The organism is Stenotrophomonas maltophilia group sp. msm4 (assembly GCF_032025605.1).
Taxonomy (GTDB): Bacteria; Pseudomonadota; Gammaproteobacteria; order Xanthomonadales; family Xanthomonadaceae; genus Stenotrophomonas; species Stenotrophomonas sepilia.
Genome location: NZ_JAVSKK010000001.1, coordinates 751,950 through 775,866, shown reverse-complemented (window position 1 = coordinate 775,866; position 23,917 = coordinate 751,950). Strand labels below are relative to the sequence as shown.

Sequence of the window (23,917 nt, the reverse complement as noted above, 5' to 3'; positions counted from 1 at the left end):
TTGCGATCAGAACCACGGCTGCTGCCACGCATATGCCGAGAGGAAGCGCATAGGCGTGAATCAGGGATACGTCCAGCGTGGATCGGCACATCATCAGGAACTACTCCGCAGAGATTGACCGCATGCCATAAACGTAAATCGTCTCGACAATTGCCTCAAATGCGTCTTCGTCACGGGTGACAAGGCCCACGCTTCGCATCGCACGCAGAAACGAGCGGACCTCGTTCCATGTTACGGGCTTTGCGTGTTCATCGCAGATCATACTTGCACTGCCACGCATGAGAATGCTTCGGCATCAGATACCGCGCAACAAACGCCCATCTCTCATCGATCACATCGGTCGAACATGGGCTGCGCGCTGTGATGCCATTTCAGTGACACTGTTCATACCGAACTTCAAACACGCTCTAGAAGAGAACGCTCGCTCGATCAACGGTCGCGAGCGGGTTGGCCTTTCGCACCGCCTCCAGAAAGAGCAGGAAGTCGCGGTTGAACAGCGACAGGTTGTTGGTGAACGTCACGCACTTTCTACCCGATGCTCTGCTGAAGCACACCTGCCAGACATAGCGCCCGTAGATCCTGTCGGACGTTCGCGTGACTGAGGTGATCTGCGAAAGCGGAACCGCCGTAGGCACCGGCCCACGCTGCAGGTAAAAGGACGCCGCATCGAAGAAGTAGTGCTCGCGATCCTCTTTGCCATCCACCATCACCAAGGTCATGGACCTGCCGGAAATCCGGCGCGGAGCATGCAAACGCAGCCCCGAGTTCACGGACGAGCGAGCACTTGCTGCCATTCGCCGAAGGGTGAACCAGAGGATCACCAACGGAAGCGCCGCGAGCACAATGAAACCCACGGTCTTCAAAACAGTTTCCAGCGTGCTGGACACACAGATCTCCAGGATGAACTTTCAAGCGATGCCCAAGTAGATCCACGCCATGCGTGGATGCTCTGGCTTCGATGCCCCATCACTTCCAGTGATCCGGCCCCAGGAACGGCAGGCTCAACACGAACACCGGAACCGCCACAGGGATCAGCGCCGCGCCGAGCACCTTGCCGGCCGCCGAACCCACACCCGGCTTGTCCTCCCTCTCCGGCAGGATCCGCTGCGCCCGTGCATTGATCGGCTGTGCCAGCTTTCCCTTCTCCGCCAGCGCCGCAGCATCCGGCAACTTCACCCGCTCGCCGTCGCCCTCGAACAGCGCGCTGTAATAGCTGCCGCCCTTCCTTGAAAGATTGCAGGCGCGGTCAAACGCCAGCGCGTAGCGGGTCCGGTCCATCGGCAGGTAGTAGCGCGCCCGCTCCTCCACGGCCTTGGCCTCACGCGAGGGGACCTCAATCCGCTCCAGCTTGAACTGCGCGGCCTGCTCCGCCGTCACCTGCTCCGGCCGCAGCAGCAGCGCATAGCTGCCATGCACCTTGGCCTTGTTGGCCGGGTCACGCCAATCCTCATGGAAGTACATCTGGGCGCAGGCCACCGCCTCGCGCAGCGGGCTGTCCATCAGCGCGCGGTACTCACGGAACGGCGCGGCATTGAAACGCATCGGCTCGTCATAGCGCGGCAGCAGGTACAGCTGGCCGTCGTCGGCCACGAACGCACTGGTGATCTCGCGGCTTGAGGCGTGCTCCTCCGGGCCACTGGCACAGCCGGACAGCAAGCCAAGGCACAGGGCGGAGAGGATGAAGAAGGACGTTCGCATGTCGTGTTCGAGGGCTTCCCTGGGAAAACGGCCCCGCCCGAAGGGACGAGGCCAGCCCGTCATGGTGCCATGCCGGGCTTGCCATGCCCAATCAGTGCGACTCCACCACACCCACGACACGGTCAAACCTGCAGTTGCGCAGATCCTCACGACTCAACCAGAACGTGGCCTGGCCACAATCACCAAAGACCAGGTCAATCGCCGGATCACACGCCAACTGCAGCAGGCAGACCGCGTCGCCCTCGCCTTCCACGTCGGGCACGGTGCCGTGCAAGCGCGGTACGTGCCCCAGCATCTGGTGCACCCGCGTCTCGGCGCAGCGCTTGCGGCCATCAGGCAACGTGCCCAGGCTTTCATCAAACGGCAGATGTTCGTCCTGCAGGTGGCGGTACATCAGTGCAGGTATGCGCGCGGCCGCAGCCGGCGAGCCCGCCGCGTAGGCAACTGCCGCCAGCAGTCCCTTGGTGAACGCCCGGCCCATGCCCAGGTCGGTCAGCGTCATACGCTCGAAGTCGTCGCTGATCTGTCCGATAATCCACTCACGGAATGCCTCCCGCGTTGCATCATCCGGGGCTTCATCCAGACCAACGGCGGCGGCGCGCTTCACCCACGCGCGTACGTCGGCGTAATCGATTTTCCCGCGCTTGCCTGCACGCCGTTCATTACCGATCACCCGCGAAAGGCGGTCAATGATGATGCCTACCTGGGGAAAATCGGTCTGGTAACGCAGCCATTGCACCGGGAACGTCCACGCAGGTGACTGCGGGCGCTCCCATTCCGTGGCGGCGTCCGCGCGCGGAAACAGGCCCGTGGCCGCCACCACCGCACCCAGCCGCATTTCGTCCCGGCGCGAGGGGTAGATCTCGTAATACGGCCGATCCTCCTCACCCGGCGGCAGCTCCAGCTCATCCGGCCAGGTATCCATGTGCCGCGCCACCAAGGGCCATTGAACATGCACGCACGGCCCATCTTCCTCAGGCAGCAGCCATGCAGGATTGCGGTGCGCATGGTCCGAGGGACCTTCATCCAGAATCGGCCGCATGCCGTCCGGCAGCGCACGCACGTGCTGATCGACCGCGACCTCGGGCGCGTACAGCACACGCACGCGTTGCTGCGGTTCGTCCGTGTCCCATATCTGCTCTTCGTCGTTCATGGCGAAGAAGAACAGCATGCCTTGCGAGGGCATATCGGGATCCACGCGTGGCAGCTCGGCGCAATCGATCTGCGCCAGGAAGTGCATCGGCGCCGCTTCGCCGTAACTCTCGCCAACCGGCCAATCCATCCCATCGGGCAATTGCGGCAGACCGCCTAGACGGCTGCGAACCCTGGGGAATGCCGCCGGCGGGTAGAAACGCTGCAGCACCAGGGCCGGGGTTCGGTGCTTGGCGAAGAAGGCCTCAAGCACGGCTTCGGCATGGTGGTCGCGCTGGTCGGCGTGGTACATTGAATCTGCCTGAGCATCCATTTCAGTGACGTCCTTTTGAGTCTGGATCGAGCACCACAGGTATATCACTACCCGGCCTGCCTGTAGCGCCCGGCGATGATCCACTCACCAGCGCGCCAGATTGCTCCTTGGTTGGCGGAATGAGCCAGCAGCTGCGGGCCGTGCACCTTGCCCAAGGGCCAGGTCAGCCACCCGGCAGGCCTTTGAAGAAGCGCCGCGACATAAGCCGCATTTCCAGCATGCCGATTGCGGCATCCGTGGGTCGCCGCCCCCTTCAGCCGTGCCGGCGCAGTCGGCATCGCGATTGCCGCCACGTCTGTCGCAATCGCCAAACACTTTGCCCCGCTACTGGGGAACCGATGAAGAAGAAAGCCCACTCTTGAGAGGAGAGCGCGTAAATGAACGCTGATGATGTGAAGTCAATACCGATGATGGACCCGCTCGCGAACCAGCACACCGGTGGATCGAGTGCATCCAGACGCACCATCTACGTAGATCTTGATGGCGTAATGGCCGACTTCGACGCGGCATTTCCCGCCCTGTTTGGCCTGGACCACCGCGTGCTTGCCGACGATGAAATGTGGGGGAACATCAACAACCACCCGTCATTCTTCCGCGACCTTCCGCCGATGCAGGGTGCAGTGGAGTTCTTCCACAGCATCCACCACTTGAACCCGGTGATTCTCACGGCCTGCCCGAAATCGAACTATCCACTCGCTGCCATGCAGAAGCGGCAGTGGGTTCGCGAACACCTGTCAGCGACCTGTCTGGTGTTGCCTGTGCTCGGCGGCAGGCACAAGCCTCTCTTCATGCACCAGCCGGGCGATGTTCTGATCGACGATTTCGAAGCGAACTGTGATGCCTGGACAGCGGCCGGAGGCGTGGCGATCAGGCACGCCGGCGATTGGACCGCGACGCGTCACTCCCTTTCCCAGATTGAAGATCTGTCAGGAGCAGCGCTCGCGAAGGGCTGATGCCCTCTCTGCCGACCACGTTGGCACTTCCATGGACAGGCCGAGGCGCTGGCCCCTCGGCCCAGAGCTGGCAACCTGCTGTGCAGCCCTACTTCAACCGCTCCACCAACCGCTGCCCCACCTCCAGCGCCGAAGCCGGGTTCTGCCCGGTAATCAGCTCGCGGTCCACCACCACATGCCCGGTCCACGGCGTGGTGTTACTGCTGAACGTCGCACCCGCCCGCTGCAGCGCGGTCTGCGGGTAGAACTTCATCTCACCGCCGCCCAGCAGCGGCTTGGCCTGTTCTTCTTCCTGGTTGCTGATCACCGTCATCTGGTAGCCGCTGTAGATCCACTTCGGCGTGGCCGGCGTGGCACCCGCCTCCAGCTTCGCCACGAAACCTGCCGCATCCGGCAGCGTGGACAGCAGCGCGATCGGCCCGTGGCAGACCAGCGCGGTAGTCTTGTTGCGCTGGTGGAAGTCGGCCAGCAACCGGCCCAGCGCCGGGCTCTTCAGCAGGTCCTGCATCGGCGCGTGGCCACCGGGAATGTAGACCGCATCGAAACGCGCGTAACCCTGCTGCTCGATGCGCGCCAGGCTGACCACCGGCGAGGCCGTCGGCGAGGTCAGCGCCAGCTTCTCCAGCAGCTCCTTGTGCAGCGTCAGCTGCGCCGCATCGTTGCCGAAGTACGCCGGCGTCACCGAGGACGCATCCACCGTCGGCACCCGCCCCTGCGGCGTGGCGAAGGTCACCTGGTGGCCCGCGTCCAGCAGCAGCTTCACCGGCTGCATCAGCTCGTTGAGATAGAAGCCGGTGGACAGCACCTTGCCGTCCTTCAGGTCCAGGTGGTTTTCGTCGGACAGCACCACCAGCACGTTGGCGGCCTGCGCGCCGCTGGCGGCCAGGGTCAGGGCCAGCGCTGCGGCCAGCCGGGTCATCAGGTTCATGGGGTAGCTCCTATCGGGGAATGGCCGCCACTTTATTCATAGCCACAACGGCGATAAATTGGCTCCATCGCAAAACATCTATTCCCCGGAGAGCCAAATGAGCCGCAAGTTCGACTATCTGGGCGATGTGGAGGTGTTCCTGGCGGTGGTGGAGCACGGCTCGTTCACCGCCGGCGCGGTGGCGCTGTCCACCACACCCTCGGTGCTGAGCCGCGCCGTCACCCGCCTGGAAGCGCGGCTGGGCCGGCAGCTGCTGCAGCGGACCACCCGCCGCGTGGGCCTGACCGACGCCGGGCGGCTCTATCTGGAACAGGTGCGCACCGCCTTCGGCCTGCTGGACGACGCCGAGCGCGACGTACTGGCCCAGGACGGTGCGCTGGCCGGCCGCGTGCGCCTGAGCGTGCCCACCACCTATGGCCACTACCGGCTGCCGCCCGTGCTGGCGCGCTTTGCGCAGCAGTACCCGCAGGTGCAGGTGGAACTGAACATCACCAACCGCAACGTGGACCTGGTGGCCGAAGGCTTCGACCTGGCCATCCGCCTGGGCCAGCTGCCGGACAGCGGGCTGGTGGGGCGGAAGCTGGAAGATGCGCCTTTGGTGCTGGTGGCCGCGCCGGACTACCTGCAGCGCCGCGGCACGCCGCAGACGCTGGAGGATCTGGAGCAGCACCTGTGCCTTCCCTTCGTGATGCCGCGCACCGGGCGGCTGGCCCCGTGGATCTTTCACGACGACGGGCGCGATGTGGACTGGCTGCCGCGTTCGTCCATCGAGACCTCCGACGACGTGCTGGGCGTGGTCTCGCTGGCCGAACAGGGCATCGGCATCTGCCAGAGCTATGAGTTCATCGTGCGCGGCCGGTTGCAGCGTGGGCAGTTGGTGGAAGTGCTGCCGCAGCTGCGCGGGAGATTGCGGCCGTTCTCGGTGATCTATGCGCCGCATCGGCGGCAGTCAGCGGCGGCGCGGGCGATGATTGAGTTGCTGGTGGAGAATGCGGGTGAGGATGGAGCTGGTTGAAGCCCCAAGGCTCGCTGGCGGTGTCGGGTTTGAACCGATTTTCGGGGTGTGCAGCTGATCGCACGCCGTTGCGTGGCGAGGCTGACTAAGAACTTTTGCAAAGAAGGCCGTCGCGCTATGCGCTTGTGGCGTGGGCGATTGCGCCACTTTGATTCGGAATCAACAGAGCAGCTGCGCGAATGCGTCTTGCGGTGTCGCGTGCCGCACGAATGCCACGTGCAACAATAGTTCTTCGCTCTCGGATTCCGCGATTCCTTCGCGAATTTCTATTGGCATTCGAAGCGGCAGCGTAAACACCATGGCGCGCCACCGACAACGGGTGGCAGCGGGCGTCCAAACCCGAGACAGATAGTTGTTTACGCTTGCCCGTCGGCACCGTCCTTAACCGGTGCCGGCGGGCAATCCGTCGGCCTTTATGGCGGGCGGTGCGTGGGGGTCTTCGGACCCGCCGGTTATTGACAACTGTCTGTCCCGGTTTGGAACCCGCACCGTCCGCCACCTCTTCGCGGTGGCGCTGTTAAGCACAGCCACGGAAGCCGACGCCATGAATGAACCCGACACCTTCTCCTCGTACAACGTTGTTGAGCCCATCAACGACGAGACTCCCCTGCCCGACCTGAACTCCCTACTTGGCATCCTCAAGCGCATGCGTGGCTGCGAGGGTGCAGATGGGCATCCTTGGCCGGACGCCGATGTCTCGCCCGGCCGCCGCGTGAGCCTGGCGAGAACCGAACGCGCGTTGGTGGGGCTGCTGACGGTGCTGGAGGTTCTGCATTCGGCCGACCGCTGCCGGGTAGCAGCGGAGCCAGAGCGGCATCTGGATGAGGGGATTGTGGATGGATTGTTTCTGGCTTGCCGGGGATTGGCTGAGTGGGCTTGTCGGGAGGTTAGGCCGGAGTGACTTAAGCCTACTCCTGGCAGCTTCTGTCCTTAAACGTGATCGGCCAGCGAGTGAAGACACTTAGAGACTGCTCACCATCCCACTTACCGATTCGCTGAGCCCGCCGCCAGCATCGGCACCGGACAAAGCCAGAAGGCATCCAAATACGACAAGCAATGTCCATGCCAAACTACGCGAAGGCCCTCTCATTCCCCCTTAAGGGCTACCGACCAGCGCTTCTCAACCTGTGAGAAGCGAGAAGAGTAGCCTTCATACCCAGCACTTCGTAAGGAAGTGCCTGACGGGTTAAAGTTGGCAATTGGAAATCGCCAAGTCAGGGGACCAGATGGAATTGTTGAGAGGAGCTGTGATCCATAGCCTTCAGAAGGAGGCCCACGCAAACACCGCAGAGATCAAGTGGGCTCAAAAGACTCTGAATCCGTGCGACGACATGGTCTTGAAGCTGGCCGAACAGCTTGCCGACCTGGTGGGCAAAGACGGAAACTCAGTTCTTTGGGGACAATTTCAGCGCGCCTCTCGTCAAGGCGACTTCCCGGGCGCCGTGTCTGGCTTGATTGATCCCAATGACGATACATCACTAATGGGACTTTCCAAGGTGGCAATGATCGAGCTTCGTGATCAGGCGAGATTCAAGCCTGGCGCCACGGGTGGCCACATCTTCTTCGGTCACTACCAGAGACAGGGCAAAGACTATTTGCTCGTGGCGATGATCAAGCAAAAAGGGGCCATCACTCTTACCCCTGACATGCGGCCAACTGCCATCAAGGAAATTGACATGTCTAAGCTGCACCAAGCAGCTCGCATCAATCTGGACCGCTTCCGCGATCATCTCGCCACTGAAACTGTTATGACTTCGACTTCGTCGGAGTTGTCTTCCCCAACTGGTACAGCGGCCAGCGGGAAGTCGAGTGGCAGCAATACGTCCGACACAGCGATTGAGAAGACTTATCTTTGCTTCGTGAACAGAAAAGGAAGAGAAGAGGTTGCTGACTACTTCATTGATGCGCTTGGATGCCGAAAAGGAACCTCCTCCTCGCAAATGACGACCGGACTACTGCGGAGTCTTCGGAACTTCGTTCGCTCGAGGCCGAACATTTCCCATGCGCAGGTCGAGATCAAGCAGGGCGTGGTTGATTACATGCAATCCCTCCCTGAGGACATGCCCTTGGTCCGACTCGACGAAGTGGTTCAAGCGGCAAGAGCGAAGGTCGCCCCTCAGTTGCACTCTGAATTTGATGACCTAAAGAGCTACCTCAATAGCGAGGCGCAAGGGATCCACGCGGAATTCACCCTCAGCAGAGCGGCCCTGAAGGCGCACATTCGAATTAATGCCAAGAAATCGAATTGGGGACTTTGGTTCGAGACATCGGCTGTCGGCACACAGAACTCAGAACTCCTCTATAGCGTTGAAAGAAAAACCCTTACTCTTACTTCCCTACCGACTGATACAGTCGAGGGTATCGAAGAAACACTGCGAGCCCGTGGTCAGATGTGAACGCCTTCCATTCGGTCGTAGAACTATATCGGGCAGCAGGGCGCCCTAACATCATAGAAGACCGCTTCTCCTTCGAAGGGAGCGGCTGCGACAGGCTGCGTTCGGCGCTCGATGTTTGCGGCTCGCTAGAGCCCCGATTCGGGCGCTTTGACGACGCCCCGTATTGGCATGACGGCACGATTGATTTCTCGTGGTCATTGGCAAGCAATGAGTCTGGCCGATTCTACCTATCAGTAGATGACTTCGTCAGGCGGTGTGAGTCATTGCATCGCGGCGTGGTTCCCGGCAACTTTTACATCGCTGACATCGACCATCTATCCTCTCAATCTCCTCCGAACGAAAATTCCTGCGTCTCCGATCAAGACAAACTGGCAGCTCTCCCACCGATGCTTGTAAGAGTTTTCCAACTTTGCCAATTGATTCGTCTACTTGGAGAACTCAGCCTTACAGGCAGCGTAGTTTCGGAGGCAGGCAAACCGTCGCACCTGGTCTTTGTTAAGCCTGCATCAACTGGCGCGGCGCCGCTCACCGTGGAAGTAGTAACTCGAATCAGCGCCGACATGATCTCTGACAGCTGCGCACCAGACCTATTAATTCTCACCGACCTTCTTGGAAACCAAGAATCTGGCAGGGTAAGAAATGAAGAATATCGCGCCGTGTTTCGGCTAGCCATTGCAAACATCGGCGCCGAAGAGATCACCACATCAAGTCGATTTAAGTGGCTCGTCGATAATTGGGAACGAATCCTCGCGCGCTTTCGCTACGATGTTGAATGCCTTGTAGATCGACTATCATTTGAGGGAGTCAAAAGAGAAATACTTGACGCCGAATTACTATTCATTGGCAAAATTAATTCATCCATTGTCGAAAATGCGGCGAAATTTCTTGGCATTCCACTATCACTAGTAGCCCTAACGACCATCTTGTCCAGCAACTCCGCATCGAGCGACATTGTCGTTTGCCTCGGAGCCCTTCTAGTTAGTTTAATAATCAGCGGGACTGCAAAGGCAATCGGCTATCAGATGGGCTCGATCGACAGCGCATTTCAGGGCACTCTGAAGAGCTTACGCGCGCGAGCCGCCTCAGATGGCGAAGTTTCCTGCAAGCTGGACGGCCTGCAGGAAACCTTCCTTGATCGACTCAGGTTCGCTAAACGAACGGTACTGACCTTTCGAATGCTGGCTTGGATTCCACCGTGCGTAGGATTGGCACTCATTGCGTGGAAATACCCACCCGAATGGCTGAAGAACTTGATGCAACTCTTAGCAAACCTTCTAGATCACTAGTCGCATCAGCGAGCTGTCTAACACTATTCTTACGGCACAGGCTCTTACGGCAACCGATGCTTGGACATGTCAACGGCTCTTAGATTGATCCCCTAAGTTTGGGGCTCTACGGAAGCACGGGCTGCGATGGTGACAGCTCGAGAAAGCACCTCTGCATGCACTGGCGACTTCTCGCGCAGCACTTCTGCACTTATCTTCAGTTGGCTAATGAATCCCTCCAACTGTGCAGCCGGATTGTGGACAATCGCAAAGTGATCAATTGCCTCACCAACGACTCTACCAAGATCGGCGGTGATTTCAGCACCGCTCTCGGCTTTGCAAGCCAGCTGATTAACACGCGTCAAATACTGATTGACTAGTCCGACATCTACATCACCCATGATCTTTCTCCAAGGTCTGGCTGACATCAAGTAACGCCGATGTCCCATGCAGGATTGAGAATTCGGACGAACGCGTCCGCCCGCGCCCTTTCACGACATTTGCCTACTTTACTCAATCTACTAATAACGCACTGACCCATTACGAACTTCGAGCCCTTGCGACTAGCGAGCCGCGCATTCTTATTGGAGTGCGTCGCCAGCAGGATCAAGGAAAGCTAGAATCGCAATCAACGCCCCCCCACGTCAAATCTCAGCAAGCCAGACGTTAACATCCAGTAGTATGAATTGGAGACACAACAATGGCCACCAGGAAGTCCAACGCTGCGACGCCCGTCGCAGCTGCTCTTACACTCGAGCAAATGCGCTCTGCAATCCCCAAGCTAAAGCGCCGAATCAAGGACCTTGAGCAACTTGACCCCAAGTCGCTGACTCACAGGTCCGACCCGCGGCTCGACGCAATTGAAAGGAAGCTCCAGGATACCCTTGCAGAAGTTTTCGGACATGGCACGTTAGAGTACAACCGATTCAGTCCGGGGGCGCTAGACAATGCCGGCTACAACATGATGCATGAAACTCCATTTCATGAGGTGATTGCCAGTGTTGAGGAAAGTAGGCAGCGGGAAATTTCCAATCTTCAGACCGTAATTGATTTATTTGAGGAGAAGCTTGAGGACGGCGAAGACTCGCCGGCAATCAGGGGACGTCGAGCGTTCGGCGACCTGTCGCTGCACCCGGAAATCGCTCGAGTATGCTTCAAGCTATTTGAAGATGGCCATTACGCGCAGGCTGTCGAAAACGCCTGCAAAGTCTTGGATGCGCTGGTGAAGCTAAGAAGCATGCGCTCGGAGCCAAGCGGCACTGAACTCATGCAGCTTGTTTTCAGCCCCAGATCACCAATACTGAAGTTCAACGATCAAACGAACAGCAGCGAAAAAAGCGAGCAGCAGGGAATGATGTACTTGTTCGCCGGCGCTATGCTTGCCATTCGAAACCCTCGGGCACACGGACTAGTTGAAGATCACCCTGATAATGCCGTTGAGTACATCTCATTCATCAATATGCTGGCAAAAGCGCTAGATCGAACCAGCACCAACTTGACGGAATAACCGCCTAGAACAGCGGATTTAGGCGAACTCTTTCAACAAACAACAAGGGCGCCTCTCGGCGCCCTCGTTCTTTCAACTCATTCCCACTCAATGGTCGCTGGCGGTTTCCCCGAGATGTCATAAACAACCCGCGACACCCCCCGCAACTCATTGATGATCCGGTTGCTCACCGTCCCCAGGAACTCATACGGCAGATGGGCCCAATGCGCCGTCATGAAGTCGATCGTCTCCACCGCACGCAGCGCAATCACCCACTCATAAGCGCGCGCGTCACCCACCACACCCACCGACTTCACCGGCAGGAAGACGGCAAAGGCTTGGCTGGTCTTGTCGTACAGATCCGCCTTGCGCAGCTCATCAATGAAGATGGCATCGGCCTTGGCCAGCAGTTCGGCGTATTCGCGCTTCACCTCGCCCAGGATACGCACGCCCAGGCCCGGGCCCGGGAACGGATGGCGGTAGACCATGGTGCGCGGCAGGCCCAGCTCGACGCCCAGGCGGCGCACTTCGTCCTTGAACAGTTCGCGCAGCGGCTCCACCAGGCCCAGCTTCATGTGCTCCGGCAGGCCGCCCACGTTGTGGTGGCTCTTGATCACATGCGCCTTGCCGGTCTTGCTGCCGGCCGACTCGATCACGTCCGGGTAGATGGTGCCCTGCGCCAGCCACTTGGCGTTCTTCAGCTTGTTCGACTCTTCGTCGAAGATCTCGACGAACAGGTTGCCGATGATCTTGCGCTTGGCTTCCGGGTCGCTCACGCCTTCCAGCGCGGCGAAGTAACGGTCGGCGGCATTCACGCGCACGACCTTCACTCCCATGTGCTCGGCGAACATCGCCATCACCTGGTCGCCTTCCTGCCAGCGCAGCAGGCCGGTATCCACGAACACGCAGGTCAGCTTCTCGCCGATGGCCTTGTGCAGCAGCGCGGCCACCACGGACGAATCGACGCCGCCGGACAGGCCCAGGATCACTTCGTCATCGCCCACCTGTTCGCGCACGCGGGCGATCTGGTCGTCGATGATGTTGGCGGCGGTCCACAGGGTCTGGCAGCCGCACACATCCACCACGAAGCGGCGCAGCAGCGCCTGGCCTTGCAGGGTGTGGGTCACTTCCGGGTGGAACTGCACGCCGTACCAGCGCTTTTCTTCGTTGGCCATGGCGGCCACCGGAATGCGGTCGGTGGTGGCGGTGATGGTGAAGCCCGGCGGTGCAACGGAGACGTGGTCGCCGTGGCTCATCCAGACATTCAGCTTCGGCTCGCCGCCGTGGTCGCTCAGGCCCTTGAACAGTGCATCGGGGTTGATCACGTTCACTTCGGCGTGGCCGAATTCGCGCTGGTCAGCCGCTTCGGTGGCACCGCCCAGCTGCGCGGCCAGGGTCTGCATGCCGTAGCAGATGCCGAAGATCGGCAGGCCGCTGTCGAACACTTCCTGCGGCGCGGCCGGGGCGCCCGGCAGCGTGGTCGATTCCGGGCCACCGGACAGGATGATGCCCTTGGCGCCAAACGCGGCGATCTCGGCCGGGTTGTGGTCCCACGCCCAGATTTCGCAGTAGACGCCCAGCTCGCGGATGCGGCGGGCGATCAGCTGCGTGTACTGCGCGCCGAAATCGAGGATGAGGATCTTGTCGTTATGGATGTTGGTCATGGCGCCCCGGCAATGCAGTAGGGAAAACGAAATCAGATTTACGGCGGCAGATGGAGAAAGAGGAACGGGAAGTGCTTCCCCGTTCCTCTTTGCTCGGCCCGCATCAGGCGCGGTAGTTCGGCGGCTCTTTGGTGATCGTCACGTCGTGGACGTGGCTCTCACGCTGGCCGGCGCCGCTGATCTTCACGAACTTGGGCTTGCTGCGCATCTCGTCGATGGTGGCGCAGCCCACGTAGCCCATGGTGGCGCGCAGGCCGCCCATCAGCTGGTGGATGATGCCGCCCACCGGGCCGCGGTACGGCACGCGGCCTTCGATGCCTTCCGGCACCAGCTTGTCGGCGGTGGCGGCGTCCTGGAAGTAGCGGTCCTTCGACCCCTTCTCCATGGCAGCCAGCGAACCCATGCCGCGGTAGCTCTTGTACGAACGGCCCTGGTACAGCTCGGTCTCGCCCGGCGATTCCTCGGTACCGGCCAGCAGGCCGCCGACCATGATGGTCGAGGCACCGGCGGCCAGCGCCTTGCCGATGTCGCCCGAGTAGCGGATGCCACCGTCGGCGATCAGCGGGATGCGGTCCTGCAGCGCTTCGGCCACCAGATCAATGGCGGTCACCTGCGGCACGCCGACGCCGGCGACGACGCGGGTGGTGCAGATCGAGCCCGGGCCGATGCCGACCTTGACGGCGTCCGCGCCGCTGTCCAGCAGCGCCAGTGCGGCTTCGCCGGTGCAGATGTTGCCACCGATGACCTGCACGTTCGGGAAGTTCTTCTTGACCCAGCTGACGCGGTCCAGCACGCCCTGCGAGTGGCCGTGTGCGGTATCGACCACGATCACGTCCACGCCGGCGGCGACCAGCGCTTCCACGCGGCGATCGGTATCGCCACCCACGCCGACGGCCGCGCCGACCAGCAGGCGGGTCGACAGATCCTTGGCGGCGTTCGGGAAGTCGGTGTTCTTCTGGATGTCCTTGACGGTGATCAGGCCACGCAGTTCGAACGAGTCATTGACCACCAGCACCTTCTCGATGCGGTTGCGGTGCAGCAGCTGCAGCACTTCGTCAGACGCGGCGCCTTCCTTGACCGTGATCAGGCGATCCTTCTTGGTCATGATGTGGCGGACCGGATCGTCCAGCTCGGTCTCGAAGCGCATGTCGCGGTGGGTCACGATGCCGGCCAGCTGGCCGTCGCTGCCCACCACCGGCACGCCGGAGATGTTGTGCGCCTGGGTCAGGGCCAGCACGTCGCGGATGGTGGTTTCCGGGCCGACGGTAATCGGGTCGCGGATGACACCGGCCTCGAACTTCTTGACCTTGGCCACTTCCGCGGCTTGCTGTTCCAGGCTGAGATTCTTGTGGATGATGCCCATGCCGCCGAGCTGGGCCATGGCGATGGCCAGGCGGGCTTCGGTGACGGTATCCATGGCGGCGGACAGGATCGGAAGCTTCAGCTTCAGGTCTCGGGTCAACCGCGTTTCGAGGTTGACGTCCTTGGGCAGGATGGTCGAGTGGGCGGGGACGAGCGAGACGTCGTCGTAAGTGAGTGCTTCAGCCTGGATGCGCAGCATCGGCATACCCGAGATGTGGGGAAGCGCGACATTTTACCCTGTTTTCGCGTCGCGTGGCAGGGGGTAGATGCGACGCAGTGTCGCGCCGGCGGTGATTGGTTCAGGGGCCCGCCTACCACTTTGGTGGGTGCGGACCGTTGGTCCGCACTACCCTTCAGACACCTGTGCCCCAGCATTGCGCCGACCAACGGTCGGCACCCACCTTAAGAGGATCACTCGGGCCAGCACTGGAGCGCCTGTGGTAGGTGCCAACTTTGGTTGGCACCTACCAGGAGCGAGTCATCGGCCTGCCTTTGGTGGGTGCGGACCGTTGGTCCGCACTGCCCTTCAGACACCTGTGCCCCAGCATTGCGCCGACCAACGGTCGGCACCCACCTTAAGAGGATCACTCGGGCCAGCCCTGGAGCGCCTGTGGTAGGTGCCAACTTTGGTTGGCACCTACCAGGAGCGAGTCATCGGCCTGCCTTTGGTGGGTGCGGACCGTTGGTCCGCACTGCCCTTCAGACACCTGTGCCCCAGCATTGCGCCGACCAACGGTCGGCACCCACCTTAAGAGGATCACTCGGGCCAGCCCTGGAGCGCCTTTGGTGGGTGCGGACCGTTGGTCCGCACTGCCTTCATATACCTGTGCACCGGCATTGTGCCGACCAACGGTCGGCACCCACCTTGAGAGGATCACCCGAGCCAGCCCTGAAGCGCCTTTGGTGGGTGCGGACCGTTGGTCCGCACTATCCCTCAGGCACCTGAGAACAGCCCCAGGTGAGGTCAGCTCAGCGCTTCCGCCGCTTCCAGGGTGTTCTGCATCAACGTGGCCACGGTCATCGGGCCCACACCACCCGGCACCGGGGTGATCCAGCTGGCCCGCTGGGCCGCCGCCTCAAACCCGACGTCGCCCACCAGGCGGCCGTCATCCAACCGGTTGATACCGACGTCGATCACCACCGCGCCCGGCTTCACCCACTCGCCCGGCACGATGCCCGGGCGACCGACCGCCACCACCAGGATGTCGGCGTTGCGCACGGCCTGTTCCAGCACGTCCTTGGGGGTGAACTTGTGGCAGCTGGTCACGGTGCAGCCGGCAATCAGCAGCTCCAGGCCCATCGGGCGGCCGACGTGGTTGCTGACGCCCACGATGGTGGCGTTGCGGCCACGCACCGGCTGGTCGGTGTGGCCCAGCAGCGTGGTGATGCCGCGCGGGGTGCACGGGCGCAGGCCGAACTCGCGCAGGGCCAGGTGGCCGACGTTTTCCGGGTGGAAGCCGTCCACGTCCTTGCGCGGGTCGATGCGCTGGATCAGCCGGCGCGCGTCGGGGATGCCCGGCAGCGGCAGCTGGATCAGGATGCCGTTGATCTTCGGATCGGCGTTGAGCTGGTCGATCAGGTCGAGCAGCTCGGCCTCGGTGGTCCCGGCCGGCAGGTCGTAGTCATGTGCCTCGATGCCGACCTTCTCGGCGGCACGGCGCTTGTTGCGCACGTACACGGTCGAGGCCGGATCGCCCCCCACCAGCACCACGGCCAGGCCCGGGCGGCTGCCGCCGGCGGCCACGCGGGCGTCGACGCGCACCTTCAGGCTGTCGAGCAGGTCCTCGGCGATTTGGCGGCCATCAAGGATGCGGGCAGGATGCTGGGGGGCGGAATCGGTCATCGGGGGCAGGCGTGGGGCGGCGGGGACGCTATTGTCCCTGATTCAGGCCCCCTCGCCCACCGCCGTGCGCCGACTCCGCGCACCGGTAGTGCCGGCCGCTGGCCGGCAACCTCATGACGTCGGAACGTTCGCGCATCTGCCGGCCAGCGGCCGGCATTACCAACCGCCGGCTTCGGCAATTCCCCACACGGTAGTGCCGGCCGCTGGCCGGCAACCTCATGACGTCGGAACGTTTCCGTATCTGCCGTCCAGCGGCCGGCACGACCGGGCTTTATTCTTCCTCTTCCGGCACGTCCTGCGGGTTCAACGTCTTGCTTGCCCGCTTCGGCGCGGTGAACGGCGTCGGCGTCGGCACGCCCTGGCCGGAATTGCCGAACACCATCTTGGCGCCGGCATTCAGACCACCACCGGCAATCTCCAGCTCGAAGCGCTCGGCGTCGCGGCGACGGATCTGCTCGGCAATTTCGATCGCATCGTCCTCGTCCGCACCCAGTTCCACCAGCGCGGCCTGGCCGAACAGCACCGCCGACTCGAACGTCTCGCGGATCTGGAAATCGACACCGGCATGGATCAGCCGCAGCGAATGCTCGCGGTCGAACGAGCGCACCATCAGCTTGGCCTGCGGGAACTCGTGCGACACCAGCTCAACAATGCGATCAGCCGCCTCGGCCTTGTCCACGCACACCGCAATCGCACGTGCGGTGGCCGCGCCCGAGGCATGCAGCACGTCCAGTCGCGTACCGTCGCCGTAGTAGATCTTGAAACCGAAGCGCGCCGCGCTCTGGATCATCTCCACATCGTTGTCGATGATGGTCACGTCCACGTCGCGCGCCAGCAGCGACTGGCTAGCGACCTGGCCGAAGCGGCCGAAGCCGATCAGCAGCACGCTGCCGGACAGGCCGTCGGCCTCGTCCACGCCGTCCATGTTCACCGTCGGCTTCGGCGCGATGCGCTTGTAGAGCAGCACCACCAGCGGGGTCAGCGCCATCGACAGCACTACCACGGCGGTGAAGTTGGCATTGATCTCCAGGTTGATCACGCCGGCCGAGGCGGCGGCGGAGAACAGCACGAAGGCGAACTCGCCACCCTGCGCCATCAGCACGCCCCGGTCCAGCGCCTGCGCGTGGTCGCTGCCCATGATGCGCGCGACCACGTAGATGCACAGCGCCTTGGCTGCCATCAGCGCCAGCACCAGGCCGAGGATCAGCTGCCAGTTGCCCGCCACCACGCCCAGGTCCAGCGCCATGCCGACGCTGAGGAAGAACAGGCCCAGCAGGATGCCGCGGAACGGCTCGATGTCCGCTTCGATCTGGTGGCGGAAGGTGGATTCGCTCAGCAGCACGCCGGCCAGGAACGCGCCCATCGCCATCGACAGGCCGGACAGCTGCATCAACAGCGCGGCGCCCAGCACCACCAGCAGCGCGGCGGCGGTCATCACCTCGCGCGCCTTCGACTCGGCCAACACGCGGAACAGCGGATTGAGCAGGAAGCGGCCGACCAGCACCAGGCCGACAATGGCGCCCACGCCGATCGCCACCGACAGCCAACGCGAACCCTCGCCGCCGGCACTGCCCGCGCCCGGCGCCATCCAGGCCACCAGCGCCAGCAGCGGCACGATCAGCAAGTCTTCGAACAGCAGGATCGAAACGATCTTCTGCCCCGACGGCAGCGCGATGTCACCGCGCTCGGCCAGCAGCTGCATCACCACTGCGGTCGAGGTCAGCACGAAGCCTGTGGCACCGATGAAGGCGACCTGCCAAGGGAAACCGAACAGCTTGGCGATGCTGGTCAGCACCAGCGCACAGGTGACGATCTGCAGCGTCCCCAGCCCGAAGATTTCCTTGCGCAGGCTCCACAGGTGCGAAGGCCGCATTTCCAGGCCGATCACGAACAGGAACATCACCACGCCGAGCTCGGCGGTATGCAGGATCGCCTGCGGGTCGGAGAACCAGCCCAGCCCGAACGGTCCGATCGCCAGGCCAGCGGCGAAGTAGCCCAGCACCGAGCCCAGGCCGGCCCGGCGGAACAAAGGCACCATCACCACCGCCGCGCCCAGCAGGGCGACGACCTTGACCAGCTCGCTGGTCGCTGCTTCTACCGCCATGCGGTGTGTTCCCCGAGATCCAGAATCGGGTTCAACAATAGAGCAATGCCGATGACGGCAATAGCACGCATGTTGCGCCGGATTGTCTTGGCGATGGAACGATGCAGGGAGCGATCCCCAGCATCATCCCGAAACCCGATACATCCATCCACGCATGGCGTGGATCTACTAATGCGTCGGTAGATCCACGCCATGCGTGGATGATGCCCCGGCCGGGTTCAACCACCTCGGCAGAACGCGGCGTAATCGATATACCCCGGGAACGGCACGCCCGGCGCGCACACCGGGCAATGCGGGTCCGGGCGGATGCCGGTCTCGCGGAAGCGCATGCCCAGCGCATCGAAGCGCAGCAGCCGACCGACCAGCGGCTCACCGATGCCCAGCAGCAGCTTCAGCACCTCGGTGGCCTGCAGCACGCCGGCCAAGCCAGGCAGCACGCCCAGCACACCGGCCTCGGAACAGTTCGGCGCAAATTCCGGCGGCGGCGGCTCCGGGAACAGGCAGCGGTAGCACGGCGCCACGCCACGCTGGCGGCCAGCGTCAAACACGCTTACCTGGCCGTCAAAGCGCTCGATGGCGGCATACACCAGCGGTTTGGCGTGCTTGATGCAGGCGTCGTTGAGCAGGTAGCGCAGCGGGAAGTTGTCCGAGCCATCCAGCACCACGTCCACACCCTCGAGCAGCGCATCCACGTTCTCAGAGGTCACCCGCTCCGGCACCGCCTCGACCTCGATGGAGGGATTCAGCGCCAGCAGGCGCTCGCGAGCGGAATCGACCTTGAGCTGGCCGACGCTGGCTTCGGTATGCACGATCTGCCGGTGAAGGTTGCTGCGCTCCACGCGGTCGTGGTCGGCAAAGCGCAGGTGCCCTACCCCGGCGGCGGCCAGATAGAAGCCGGCTGGCGCACCCAGGCCGCCCGCGCCCAGCACCAGCACGCGTGATTGCTGCAGCCGGCGCTGGCCGGCCTCGCCCACCTGTGGCAGCAGCAGATGCCGCGAATAGCGATCAAAGAAATCGCGGTCGGCGGCGCTGGCCAGCGGCTGCACCAAGGGCAGCGACTGCTCGCGCCAGGCCACGGTACCGCCCGTCACGGAAGCGACGTTTGTGTAGCCGGCCTCCAGCAGGAACTGCACGGCATCGGCCGAGCGCTTGCCGCTCTGGCAGATCAGCAGGATCTCCTGGTCGCGCCGCGGCAGATGCGCGGCCGGGTCGGCCTGCAGCTCGCCCTTGGCCACGCCGCGCGCGCCCTCGGCCATGCCGCCGGCCCGCTCGTGCGCCTCGCGCACATCGATCAGCACGGCGCCATGGGCCAGGCGCTCGCGTGCCTGCGCGGGGGAAAGCTCTTGGATGCTCATGGCCGCATTATCGCGCACGTGGCGGCAGGCCGCCTTGACCGATACCTGCAAACATGGGGTAGTGCCAGCCGCTGGCCGGCATGGCCATGAACGCACCGGACGACGCGAGGTTGCCGGCCAGCGGCCGGCACTACCGGTGGGAGCGCGAACGAAGAAGGCGGCCCTGCGGCCGCCTTCCCGTGAATCACTTGCCCTTGACGTGCTTCATCAAGCGCCGCTTGGCCTTGACCTGCCGCTCGGTGAGGACGTTCTTCTTGCCCTCGTACGGGTTGGTACCCTCGCGGAAGATGAAGCTCACCGGCGTGCCGATCAGCTTGAAGCGCTTGCGGAAGAAGTTCTCCAGGTAGCGCTTGTACGACTCCTGCAGCTCCTTCAGGCGCGTGCCGTGCACGATGAAGGTCGGCGGGTTGGAACCGGCCGGGTGCACGTAGCGCAGCTTGGAGACATGGCCCCGGATGGTCGGCGGCGGGTTGGTCTCGTAGGCCACTTCCAGCGCCTTGTTCACTTCGCTGGTGGTGAAGGTCTTGTTCGCCGATTCGTGCGCACGATGCACCGCACGGAACAGCTCACGCAGGCCCGAGCCGTGCTTGGCCGAGATGCGCACCGATTCGGCCCACGGCACGAAGCCCAGCTTCAGCGACAGCATGGTCTCGGCCTGCTCGCGCTGGTACTCGGTCAGGCCATCCCACTTGTTGATGGCGATCACCAGCGCGCGGCCGGCATCGAGCACGGCACCGAGCACGGTCGCGTCCTGGTCGGTCACGCCTTCGGTGGCGTCGAGCATCAGCACGGCCACCTGGCACTGCTCGATCGACTGCATGGTCTTGACCACCGAGAACTTCTCGACGACCTCGTCCACGCGCGAACGGCGGCGCAGGCCGGCGGTGTCGATCAGGCGGTACTCACGGCCGTCGCGCTCCAGGTCCACCGCGATCGAGTCGCGGGTGGTACCCGGCACGTCGGAGGCGATCATGCGCTCCTCGCCGAGGATGCGGTTGACCAGGGTCGACTTGCCCACGTTCGGGCGGCCGACGAAGGCGATGCGGATGCGGTTCGGGTCGTTGTCCAGCTCTTCGCCGCTGCCTTCTTCCGGCAGGCGCTGGATCACTTCGTCCAACAGATCGTCCAGGCCCTGGCGATGCGCGGCCGAGACGGTCAGCATCTCGCCGAAGCCATAGCGGGCGAACTCGGAACGCACGCTGTCCTCGTCGGTGCCGTCGATCTTGTTGATCAGCAGCAGCGTCGGGCGCGACAGCTTGCGCAGCCAGGCCAGGATCTCGTCGTCCAGCGCCGACGTACCCTCGCGGGCATCGACAACGAACAGGATCAGGTCCGCTTCGGCAGCCGCCGCCCGGGCCTGGCGCGTGGTGGCGCCGGCCAGGCCTTCGTCTTCCCCGGCGATACCGCCGGTATCCACGACGAGGAAATGGTTGTCCTCGTCGAGGCGGCAGACACCGTAGTTGCGGTCGCGGGTGACGCCGGGCTGGTCGTGGACCAGCGCGTCACGGGTGCGCGTAAGCGCATTGAAAATAGTCGACTTGCCGACATTCGGCCGTCCAACCAGGGCGACCAGAGGCAGCATCGCGATTACTCCAATTTTTTAGTTTGCCAACCGGAAGGCGGTCAGCTTGCCATCCACGTTCTGCACCAGCAGCACACCGTCTACGACGACCGGCTGGGCCAGCAGGGCGTCGCCGCCACTTTTTGCCCGTGCCGCCATCGCACCATCGGAGGCCTGCAACCAGTGCACGTATCCCTTGTAGTCACCGACCACGACGTAGTCGCCGTGCAGTGCCGGGCCGGTCAGGGAGCGACGGGCCAGTGCCGTCTGCGACCACATGGCTGCGCCGCTGGCCTTGTCCAGGCCGAACACGCCGCCCTTGTTGTCGGTCACGAACACATTGCCCGACGACACCGCCACGCCACCTGCGCCGCCATGGTCGCGCGCCCACAGCGGGCGACCGGTCGGGCCTTCGATGGCCATGGTCTGGTTCTTGAAGCTGCTCACGTACAGGGTGTTGCCATCGAGCACCGGTGCGCCGTCGACGTCCGCCATGCGCTCCAGCTCGGTGCGGCCTTCGCCGTTGCCGAGGTTCTGTTCCCACAGCGTGCGGCCATCCTGCTGGGCCAGGGCCGCAACCGCGCCCTCGTCCTTGCCGATGAACAACACGCCCGGGCCGGTCACCACCGGCGCGTTGCCGCGCACGGTCAGCGCCGGCAGCTCGCTCGGGTTGAACCACTTCTGGGTGCCGTTGCCGACATCGAAGGCGGTCACGCGGCCGTCGTTGCTGCGCACGTAGACCATGCCCTGGGCAACGGCCGGCGCGGCGATCACTTCACCCGGAACACGGGCGCGCCACTTCTCGCTGCCGTCGTTGATGTCCAGCGCGATGACCTGGCCATCCAGCGTGCCGATCACGACCAGGTTCTCACCGACACCCGGGCCGCCGGACAAGCGCAGCTTGGCCTTCTTCTTTTCCTTCTTCGGCTCCCAAGTCCAGACCTTCTTGCCGGTCTGCAGGTCGATGGCGTGCACGCCACCGGTGATCGCCGCAGCGAACACGTGGCCGTTGGCCACCGCCGGGCCCTGGCGCACACCGATGCGACGCTCGCCCTTGCCGAGGTTGACCGACCAGATCTTGCTGACCTTCACGGTCGGCTCGAACTTGACCAGCTCAGCCGGTTCCTGTGCCTTCTTCGCCGCCGCGTCCTTGCCGGCGAACCAGCCCTTCATGGTGCCGCAGCCGGTCAGGGCCATGCCCATCAGGAGCACGGTGGCGACGCGGGTGATCATGACCTTCTGACTCATCAAACCGACTCCGCAGGGGCGGCAACGGTGCCGCCGGCGTCCATAACCTTGGTTTCCAGCAGGCGCCGCTGCGGCGCTGCCACGTCCAGCGTCTTCAGCGCCTTCTCGTACTGTACGCGGGCCTCATCGCGCTTGCCCTGCGCCATCAGCGCATCGCCATGGATTTCCAGGCTGCTGCTGTCGGTGGCGCTGCCCAGCAGCTTGATGGCCTCGTCGCTCTTGCCAGTGGCCACCAGCAGGCGGGCCACACGCTGGTCGACCACGCGCTGCAGGTCGCCTTCGACCTTCACGTTGCGCAGGGTGGCCAGTGCCTCTTCGTTCTTGCCGGCGTCGACCTGGGCCTTGGCCAGCTGCAGCGCCGCGAGGTCGCCGTAGATGCTGGACGGGCCGGCTTCGAGCGCCTTGACCGCCTTGGCGGCGTCGTCAAGCTTGTTCTGCTGCAGGCCCTGCAGGGCCTTCTGGTACTCGACATTGGCCGAGGCCAGCTTGCTGCCCTGATCCTTCTGGTACCACTGCCAGCCGGCAATGGCACCGATGGCGATGACTACGCCACCGAGGATGCTGGCGCCATTCTTCCGCAGCCAGCTGCGGACGCGTTCACTTTGTTCGTGCTCGTCGAGCAGATCGTCGATCGCCATGCGTACTCTCGCCCCGCCCGTCGGGAGGGACCATTGGGTTTAATCGAAGGTGGTGAAACCGCGCCTCAGTGCGAAACCGGGACTACGGAGCCTTCAGAGGATACCTGAAAGCGTGCCACGTTGGCTCGCTGGTAGGGGGTCAGATCGACGATAGCGCCGTTCTGCTGAACCTGGACCGCCGAGGCGTTGCCCAGGGTCACCCGGGTCACCTGGCCCGGCGTGAAGCTGCGGGTCTCGCCGGACTTGATCAGTGCCTTCTCGACGGTGCTGCCGTCCGGGCCGCCGATGTCGACCCAGCTGTCGCCGCTGAACTGCATTTCCAGCGCATTGCCGGCAGCCGGGGCCGGCGCCGGGCGCGGCACCGGGGCCAGCGAGGCGACGTAAGGGGTGGCCGCCGGCTTGCTGGCCGGGGCCATGGCCGCTTCGGCCGGGGCGGCCGTCTCGCTACCGGCTGCGGACGGAGTGACTGGCACGGCGGCCGGGATCACGTCCAGCGAGGCGGTGCTCGGCGACGGGGTCGCGCTGCCGTCGAAGTGGCCACGGGTGGCGAACCACACCGGCACCGCCAGCACGGCGGTGATGCCGACATACAGCACGCGCCGGCCGAGGTTCTCGGCAATGCGGCGCGCACGCGGGGTATGGGTATGGCTGACCAGGGTGGGCGGAACCACCGGGCCGACCTGGGCCTGTTCCAGCAGCTCGCCCACGTCCACGTCGAGCAGGCGCGCATAGCTGCGCAGCTGGCCGCGCACGAACACCGGCGCCCCCAGCTTCTGCCATTGTTCCTCTTCCAGGGACTTGACCACCTGGACCGGCATGCGCAGGCGCGAGCCGACATCTTCGAGGGTCAGTCCGGCCGCTTCACGGGCCTGGCGCAGGCGGGTGCCGCAGCCGGCCGCAGTCTCGAGAGCGCTCACAGTCTGGTCATCAATCACA

General features: G+C 63.5%; 20 protein-coding genes. 6 read left to right on the top strand and 14 right to left on the bottom strand.

Features of this window, described 5'->3' with window-relative positions:
* Positions 1–407 precede the first annotated feature (407 nt).
* The 3 genes from ROV93_RS03685 to ROV93_RS03675 all read right to left on the bottom strand — a co-directional run bounded on the left by ROV93_RS03685 (position 408) and on the right by ROV93_RS03675 (position 3,142).
* Positions 408–887, bottom strand: a complete 480-nt coding sequence (locus ROV93_RS03685) for a hypothetical protein (RefSeq protein ID WP_227837161.1) — start codon at positions 885–887, stop codon at positions 408–410.
* 79 nt (positions 888–966) lie between these two features.
* Positions 967–1,698, bottom strand: a complete 732-nt coding sequence (locus ROV93_RS03680; protein WP_069139953.1) for a hypothetical protein — start codon at positions 1,696–1,698, stop codon at positions 967–969.
* A gap of 91 nt (positions 1,699–1,789) precedes the next feature.
* The gene (locus ROV93_RS03675; protein ID WP_072168960.1) at positions 1,790–3,142 is read right to left on the bottom strand and encodes a DUF1963 domain-containing protein; all 1,353 of its coding nucleotides are present in this window, start codon (positions 3,140–3,142) and stop codon (positions 1,790–1,792) included.
* Positions 3,143–3,540: 398 nt separating this feature from the next.
* On the opposite strand from ROV93_RS03675, the gene ROV93_RS03670 reads away from it, so the two are divergent.
* Entirely contained in the window at positions 3,541–4,116 is a 576-nt protein-coding gene (locus tag ROV93_RS03670; protein ID WP_072168961.1) for a hypothetical protein, read from the top strand.
* 88 nt (positions 4,117–4,204) lie between these two features.
* On the opposite strand, the gene ROV93_RS03665 is transcribed toward ROV93_RS03670, so the two are convergent.
* Entirely contained in the window at positions 4,205–5,044 is an 840-nt protein-coding gene (locus ROV93_RS03665; protein WP_072168962.1) for a type 1 glutamine amidotransferase domain-containing protein, read from the bottom strand.
* A gap of 97 nt (positions 5,045–5,141) precedes the next feature.
* Here ROV93_RS03665 and ROV93_RS03660 point away from each other — a divergent pair, with 97 nt between their 5' ends.
* The 4 genes from ROV93_RS03660 to ROV93_RS03645 all read left to right on the top strand — a co-directional run bounded on the left by ROV93_RS03660 (position 5,142) and on the right by ROV93_RS03645 (position 9,741).
* On the top strand, positions 5,142–6,059 hold the full coding sequence (locus tag ROV93_RS03660; RefSeq protein WP_072168963.1) for a LysR family transcriptional regulator: 918 nt from the start codon (positions 5,142–5,144) through the stop codon (positions 6,057–6,059).
* A 544-nt stretch (positions 6,060–6,603) separates the two neighbouring features.
* Positions 6,604–6,960, top strand: coding sequence for a hypothetical protein (locus ROV93_RS03655; protein ID WP_072168964.1), 357 nt, complete (start codon positions 6,604–6,606; stop codon positions 6,958–6,960).
* A 298-nt stretch (positions 6,961–7,258) separates the two neighbouring features.
* Complete coding sequence (locus ROV93_RS03650) at positions 7,259–8,455, top strand: nucleoid-associated protein (protein ID WP_258012566.1); 1,197 nt, start codon at positions 7,259–7,261, stop codon at positions 8,453–8,455.
* Positions 8,452–9,741, top strand: a complete 1,290-nt coding sequence (locus ROV93_RS03645; RefSeq protein ID WP_180890598.1) for a hypothetical protein — start codon at positions 8,452–8,454, stop codon at positions 9,739–9,741. Before ROV93_RS03650 ends, ROV93_RS03645 begins: the two co-directional genes overlap by 4 nt.
* A 92-nt stretch (positions 9,742–9,833) precedes the next feature.
* On the opposite strand, the gene ROV93_RS03640 is transcribed toward ROV93_RS03645, so the two are convergent.
* Entirely contained in the window at positions 9,834–10,121 is a 288-nt protein-coding gene (locus ROV93_RS03640; protein WP_141653602.1) for a hypothetical protein, read from the bottom strand.
* Between the two features lie 299 nt (positions 10,122–10,420).
* On the opposite strand from ROV93_RS03640, the gene ROV93_RS03635 reads away from it, so the two are divergent.
* Positions 10,421–11,227, top strand: a complete 807-nt coding sequence (locus ROV93_RS03635) for a TIGR02391 family protein (protein WP_072168967.1) — start codon at positions 10,421–10,423, stop codon at positions 11,225–11,227.
* 77 nt (positions 11,228–11,304) lie between these two features.
* On the opposite strand, the gene guaA is transcribed toward ROV93_RS03635, so the two are convergent.
* The 9 genes from guaA to ROV93_RS03590 all read right to left on the bottom strand — a co-directional run bounded on the left by guaA (position 11,305) and on the right by ROV93_RS03590 (position 23,916).
* Positions 11,305–12,870 (bottom strand): glutamine-hydrolyzing GMP synthase, encoded by a 1,566-nt coding sequence (gene guaA / locus ROV93_RS03630; RefSeq protein ID WP_005413109.1) that lies wholly within the window; start codon positions 12,868–12,870, stop codon positions 11,305–11,307.
* A gap of 103 nt (positions 12,871–12,973) precedes the next feature.
* The gene (gene guaB / locus ROV93_RS03625) at positions 12,974–14,431 is read right to left on the bottom strand and encodes an IMP dehydrogenase (RefSeq protein WP_032958143.1); all 1,458 of its coding nucleotides are present in this window, start codon (positions 14,429–14,431) and stop codon (positions 12,974–12,976) included.
* Between the two features lie 765 nt (positions 14,432–15,196).
* A complete protein-coding gene (gene folD, locus ROV93_RS03620; protein WP_312538554.1) occupies positions 15,197–16,075 on the bottom strand; it encodes a bifunctional methylenetetrahydrofolate dehydrogenase/methenyltetrahydrofolate cyclohydrolase FolD in 879 nt (292 codons plus the stop codon).
* Between the two features lie 271 nt (positions 16,076–16,346).
* Positions 16,347–18,179 (bottom strand): monovalent cation:proton antiporter-2 (CPA2) family protein, encoded by a 1,833-nt coding sequence (locus tag ROV93_RS03615; RefSeq protein ID WP_072168968.1) that lies wholly within the window; start codon positions 18,177–18,179, stop codon positions 16,347–16,349.
* 218 nt (positions 18,180–18,397) lie between these two features.
* On the bottom strand, positions 18,398–19,534 hold the full coding sequence (moeB, locus tag ROV93_RS03610; protein ID WP_072168976.1) for a molybdopterin-synthase adenylyltransferase MoeB: 1,137 nt from the start codon (positions 19,532–19,534) through the stop codon (positions 18,398–18,400).
* Between the two features lie 184 nt (positions 19,535–19,718).
* Positions 19,719–21,116 carry a ribosome biogenesis GTPase Der gene (gene der, locus ROV93_RS03605; RefSeq protein ID WP_005413118.1) on the bottom strand — a complete coding sequence of 466 codons (1,398 nt, stop codon included), beginning with the start codon at positions 21,114–21,116 and terminating at the stop codon, positions 19,719–19,721.
* Positions 21,117–21,134: 18 nt separating this feature from the next.
* Positions 21,135–22,343, bottom strand: a complete 1,209-nt coding sequence (gene bamB, locus ROV93_RS03600; RefSeq protein ID WP_005416243.1) for an outer membrane protein assembly factor BamB — start codon at positions 22,341–22,343, stop codon at positions 21,135–21,137.
* Positions 22,343–22,981, bottom strand: coding sequence for a tetratricopeptide repeat protein (locus ROV93_RS03595; RefSeq protein WP_061477900.1), 639 nt, complete (start codon positions 22,979–22,981; stop codon positions 22,343–22,345). Before ROV93_RS03595 ends, bamB begins: the two co-directional genes overlap by 1 nt.
* Positions 22,982–23,046: 65 nt before the next feature.
* Positions 23,047–23,916 carry a RodZ domain-containing protein gene (locus ROV93_RS03590; protein WP_072168969.1) on the bottom strand — a complete coding sequence of 290 codons (870 nt, stop codon included), beginning with the start codon at positions 23,914–23,916 and terminating at the stop codon, positions 23,047–23,049.
* Position 23,917: the final 1 nt, after the last annotated feature.

Coding starts and splice junctions, on each gene's coding strand:
- folD (WP_312538554.1), bottom strand. CDS start 16,075: ATGACCGATTCCGCCCCCCAGCATCCTGCCCGCATCCTTGATGGCCGC.
- ROV93_RS03670 (WP_072168961.1), top strand. CDS start 3,541: ATGAACGCTGATGATGTGAAGTCAATACCGATGATGGACCCGCTCGCG.
- ROV93_RS03680 (WP_069139953.1), bottom strand. CDS start 1,698: ATGCGAACGTCCTTCTTCATCCTCTCCGCCCTGTGCCTTGGCTTGCTG.
- ROV93_RS03595 (WP_061477900.1), bottom strand. CDS start 22,981: ATGGCGATCGACGATCTGCTCGACGAGCACGAACAAAGTGAACGCGTC.
- ROV93_RS03655 (WP_072168964.1), top strand. CDS start 6,604: ATGAATGAACCCGACACCTTCTCCTCGTACAACGTTGTTGAGCCCATC.
- der (WP_005413118.1), bottom strand. CDS start 21,116: ATGCTGCCTCTGGTCGCCCTGGTTGGACGGCCGAATGTCGGCAAGTCG.
- guaB (WP_032958143.1), bottom strand. CDS start 14,431: ATGCTGCGCATCCAGGCTGAAGCACTCACTTACGACGACGTCTCGCTC.
- ROV93_RS03615 (WP_072168968.1), bottom strand. CDS start 18,179: ATGGCGGTAGAAGCAGCGACCAGCGAGCTGGTCAAGGTCGTCGCCCTG.
- ROV93_RS03675 (WP_072168960.1), bottom strand. CDS start 3,142: ATGTACCACGCCGACCAGCGCGACCACCATGCCGAAGCCGTGCTTGAG.
- bamB (WP_005416243.1), bottom strand. CDS start 22,343: ATGAGTCAGAAGGTCATGATCACCCGCGTCGCCACCGTGCTCCTGATG.
- moeB (WP_072168976.1), bottom strand. CDS start 19,534: ATGAGCATCCAAGAGCTTTCCCCCGCGCAGGCACGCGAGCGCCTGGCC.
- ROV93_RS03635 (WP_072168967.1), top strand. CDS start 10,421: ATGGCCACCAGGAAGTCCAACGCTGCGACGCCCGTCGCAGCTGCTCTT.
- ROV93_RS03660 (WP_072168963.1), top strand. CDS start 5,142: ATGAGCCGCAAGTTCGACTATCTGGGCGATGTGGAGGTGTTCCTGGCG.
- guaA (WP_005413109.1), bottom strand. CDS start 12,870: ATGACCAACATCCATAACGACAAGATCCTCATCCTCGATTTCGGCGCG.
- ROV93_RS03665 (WP_072168962.1), bottom strand. CDS start 5,044: ATGAACCTGATGACCCGGCTGGCCGCAGCGCTGGCCCTGACCCTGGCC.
- ROV93_RS03640 (WP_141653602.1), bottom strand. CDS start 10,121: ATGGGTGATGTAGATGTCGGACTAGTCAATCAGTATTTGACGCGTGTT.